The organism is Arthrobacter sp. OV608 (assembly GCA_900110595.1).
In the GTDB taxonomy this organism is placed as follows: domain Bacteria; phylum Actinomycetota; class Actinomycetes; order Actinomycetales; family Micrococcaceae; genus Arthrobacter.
In genome coordinates, this window is the sequence record FOEZ01000054.1 from 1 (window position 1) to 3,131 (window position 3,131).

General features: G+C 62.3%; 4 protein-coding genes and 1 tRNA gene. All 5 read left to right on the forward strand.

Annotation, left to right across the window (positions count from 1 at the left end; translation table 11 throughout):
• Positions 1 to 519 precede the first annotated feature (519 nt).
• The 5 genes from BMX78_RS22520 to BMX78_RS22540 all read left to right on the forward strand — a co-directional run bounded on the left by BMX78_RS22520 (position 520) and on the right by BMX78_RS22540 (position 2,950).
• Positions 520 to 939, forward strand: a complete 420-nt coding sequence (locus BMX78_RS22520; protein WP_091424830.1) for a DUF3052 domain-containing protein — start codon at positions 520 to 522, stop codon at positions 937 to 939.
• Positions 936 to 1,430 carry a peroxiredoxin gene (locus BMX78_RS22525; protein ID WP_091424825.1) on the forward strand — a complete coding sequence of 165 codons (495 nt, stop codon included), beginning with the start codon at positions 936 to 938 and terminating at the stop codon, positions 1,428 to 1,430. The genes BMX78_RS22520 and BMX78_RS22525 overlap by 4 nt, the downstream gene beginning before the upstream one ends.
• Positions 1,431 to 1,437: 7 nt before the next feature.
• The gene (locus tag BMX78_RS22530; RefSeq protein WP_091424833.1) at positions 1,438 to 2,358 is read left to right on the forward strand and encodes an NAD-dependent protein deacetylase; all 921 of its coding nucleotides are present in this window, start codon (positions 1,438 to 1,440) and stop codon (positions 2,356 to 2,358) included.
• Between the two features lie 105 nt (positions 2,359 to 2,463).
• Positions 2,464 to 2,539, forward strand: a tRNA-Val gene (locus BMX78_RS22535).
• A 120-nt stretch (positions 2,540 to 2,659) separates the two neighbouring features.
• Entirely contained in the window at positions 2,660 to 2,950 is a 291-nt protein-coding gene (locus BMX78_RS22540; RefSeq protein ID WP_170850935.1) for a hypothetical protein, read from the forward strand.
• Positions 2,951 to 3,131: the final 181 nt, after the last annotated feature.

Sequence of the window (3,131 nt, forward strand, 5' to 3'; positions counted from 1 at the left end):
ACTCAACCCACTCGGCGGTCTCTTCCGGATCACGATCAGGCAGCTGGTTAGTCAACCCGCTGAGGATATGGGAGGTATCTTCTCCTGCAGCCACGTCCAACCTCTCTTTGCGCGCATAGAGGCGCACTCAGGCCGGGCGGGGTGACCGCCCGGCGTATATACGCCGTGTGCGACGTATCGGTTACAACAGCCCGGTCATGTGTGCCGGGCAGGGTCCTAGCATTCCTACGTCTGCATTGGAGTTACAGGGTTGTTGCCCCGCAGGCATAGTTGTCACCTGCCACTCTAACTCTCACCCCAACGCGATGCGTAGCCGCGGGTTGGGCGGCTCTATTGTATTTCGCCGTCATACTGGTTGTGTGACGAAAAGCCGCTGCGACGCGTGCTGCCTGTCCCGGTGTGACGCAGAATATGGCGTGCTCAGGGGGCTGCAGCTTGAAGCGCAGGCACAAAGGGTGTTGGCTTGGGAGTAATGGAAATCACTATGCGCACTGCATGTATGAGGCATTGGAGGAACACGTGAGCGAGGCCGACGCCGCCACTTCGGTAAATGTGGCGGAAAAATTGGGTTTCAAGAACGGGGATCTGATTCAGGAGTTCGGTTACGACGACGACGTCGATTTCGACTTGCGTGACGATATTGAGGACCTCACGGGTTCCGAGTTGCTCGACGAGGATGATCACGAAGTGGCGGATGCCGTCATCTTCTGGTGGCGCGACGGCGACGGGGACCTTGTGGACAGCCTGATGGATTCGCTGACCACCCTGGGTGAAAACGGCGTGGTCTGGGTCCTCACCCCGAAGTCCGGCCGGGACGGGTATGTCTCGCCGGCGGACATCCAGGAAGCTGCCCCGACGGCCGGCCTGCACGTTACAACCTCGGCAGGCGTCTCGAAGGACTGGAGCGCCGTCCGCCTGGTCAGCAGGAAAAACAAGTGACGGCAGCGCTTGGCGCTGCCCCTGTAGCTGCGCCCGCCCTCGGCGGACAAGCACCTGACTTCGAACTCGCCAACCAGTACGGCGAGCCGGTCCGGCTGTCATCCCTCCGGGGCGGGAACGTGGTCTTGGTCTTTTATCCGTTCGCGTTTTCGGGCATCTGCACCGGGGAACTGTGCGAGATACGGGACAACCTGGCCATGTTCGAGGCAGCCAACGCCACGGTCCTGGCCGTCTCCGTTGACAGCAAGTTCGCCCTGCGGGCTTATGCAGCCCAGGAAGGGTACGCCTTCGACCTGCTGGCGGATTTCTGGCCGCACGGTGAGGTGGCCCGGGCTTATGGCGTCTTTGACGCGGACAGCGGCATGGCGCATCGCGGTACCTTCATCATCGATGAGGCCGGAATAATCCGGTATTCGGTAGTGAATCCCCGTGGCCAGGCCCGCGACTTCCAGGAATACCGTGCCGCATTGGCAGGCCTGGGGCAGGCCTGAGGATCCCATGGCACAGCAGCGGGCGGGCGTAGGGCTGACAGGCTTTGCCAGCTTGCCGCCCGTGGCTGCAGCCACTCCCTCTGACGGGGAGCGGGAGGTTCTGCTCAGGATCCGTGAGGTCCTTGCGGGCAAGCGGTTTGTCCTGCTCACCGGGGCGGGGCTGAGCACGGACTCCGGAATCCCGGACTACCGTGGGCCGGGTTCGCCGCCGCGCTCACCCATGACGTACCAGGAGTTCGTCAAGGATGAGGCGAACCGGCAGCGCTACTGGGCCCGGAACCACATTGGCTGGTCCCATCTGCGCCATGCCGATCCCAACCAGGGCCATTACGCTGCCGCCGAACTCGAGCGGCGCGGTTACCTCACTGGACTCATTACCCAGAACGTCGACCGGCTGCATGAAGACGCAGGCAGCGTCAACGTGGTGGACCTGCATGGCAGGTATGACCAGGTGGTGTGCCTGGCATGCCACCGCACATATTCAAGGCGCGTCCTGGCCGGAGTGCTGGAGGAGCTCAACCCGGGCTTCCTGTCCCGCGCAGCGGAAACAGGCCTGGTGGAGATGGCTCCGGACGCTGATGCCACCGTCGAGGACCAGGCCCTGATCAGCAGTTTTGTTGTTGCTGTTTGCTTTGCCTGCGGCGGGACACTCAAGCCTGACTTTGTCTACTTCGGGGAGAATGTGCCAAAGGACCGGGTTGAACGGTCGTACCGGATGGTTGATGAGGCCGAGGCCCTGGTAGCCGCAGGATCTTCACTGACGGTGATGAGCGGGCTGCGCTTCGTCCGGCATGCCGCCAAGGACGGAAAGCCCGTCGTCATCATCAACCGTGGACCCACCCGTGGTGATGATAAGGCAAGTATCAAACTGGAGGCCGGCGTCAGTGAATCCCTGGCCTGGCTGGCAGCCGCGCTTCCGCCCCTCTAGGAAACCGGCAGCGTCACTGGCGCGCCGATTCGCGTTTGGAGGCATGCGTCGGGTAGAGTCTGTGTTCGTTGGTTGCGGCGCTGAAGCGCTGGATTCAGCGGTTTTGGGTCTTTAGCTCAGCTGGTAGAGCGCCACGTTTACACCGTGGATGTCATCGGTTCGATCCCGGTAGGACCCACCAGGAAACCCTGTTGTTTGCGCCCCGCGGCGGAAACAACAGGGTTTTTTCGTTCCCGCCTGCCCGCCCCGGAGAAAGTGGGTTGGCGGCCAAAATGTCAGCGGCCGGCCATAGCTTTCAGGTATGGAACATGTGATGGTGCGGACGGGAACTAACGGAATGCCGACGGCGGTCATCAGCAACGGCAGGGAATGGGCGTTGGGTGCCGAGCCGGTGCGCTGGTTCGAGCGCGTCAACTGGTGGGAAGTCAACCGACGCATGCCCAAGGGGTTGGGCCGTGTTGATGTGGAGGTCCTCCAGGTCCAGGTGAGGCTTGGAGGAAACAGCAACTCGGCGCTGACCACCATGGTGCTGGAGCGGGATGGCCTTGGCGGCGGATGGCGGCTGCGTCAGGCCGTGGCGGACGCAGCCTGAGGATGGGTCTGCGTCGGCTGCCCGGCCAGGACCGGGGACGCGCAAGCAGGGGGGGTTAGCGGCCAAAATGTGTGTACGCGATGGCTTTGGTTGTCAGTGTTCACAGGGGTTGTAGGGGTTTGCACATGCTTTGAAAGCATGTGGAGTGACGGTTCCATCGAATCAACCCAGGTGTGGTGTA

Excerpts from the sequence above, each read along its gene's own strand:
- BMX78_RS22530 (WP_091424833.1), top strand. The coding sequence starts at position 1,438 with ATGGCACAGCAGCGGGCGGGCGTAGGGCTGACAGGCTTTGCCAGCTTG.
- BMX78_RS22540 (WP_170850935.1), top strand. The coding sequence starts at position 2,660 with ATGGAACATGTGATGGTGCGGACGGGAACTAACGGAATGCCGACGGCG.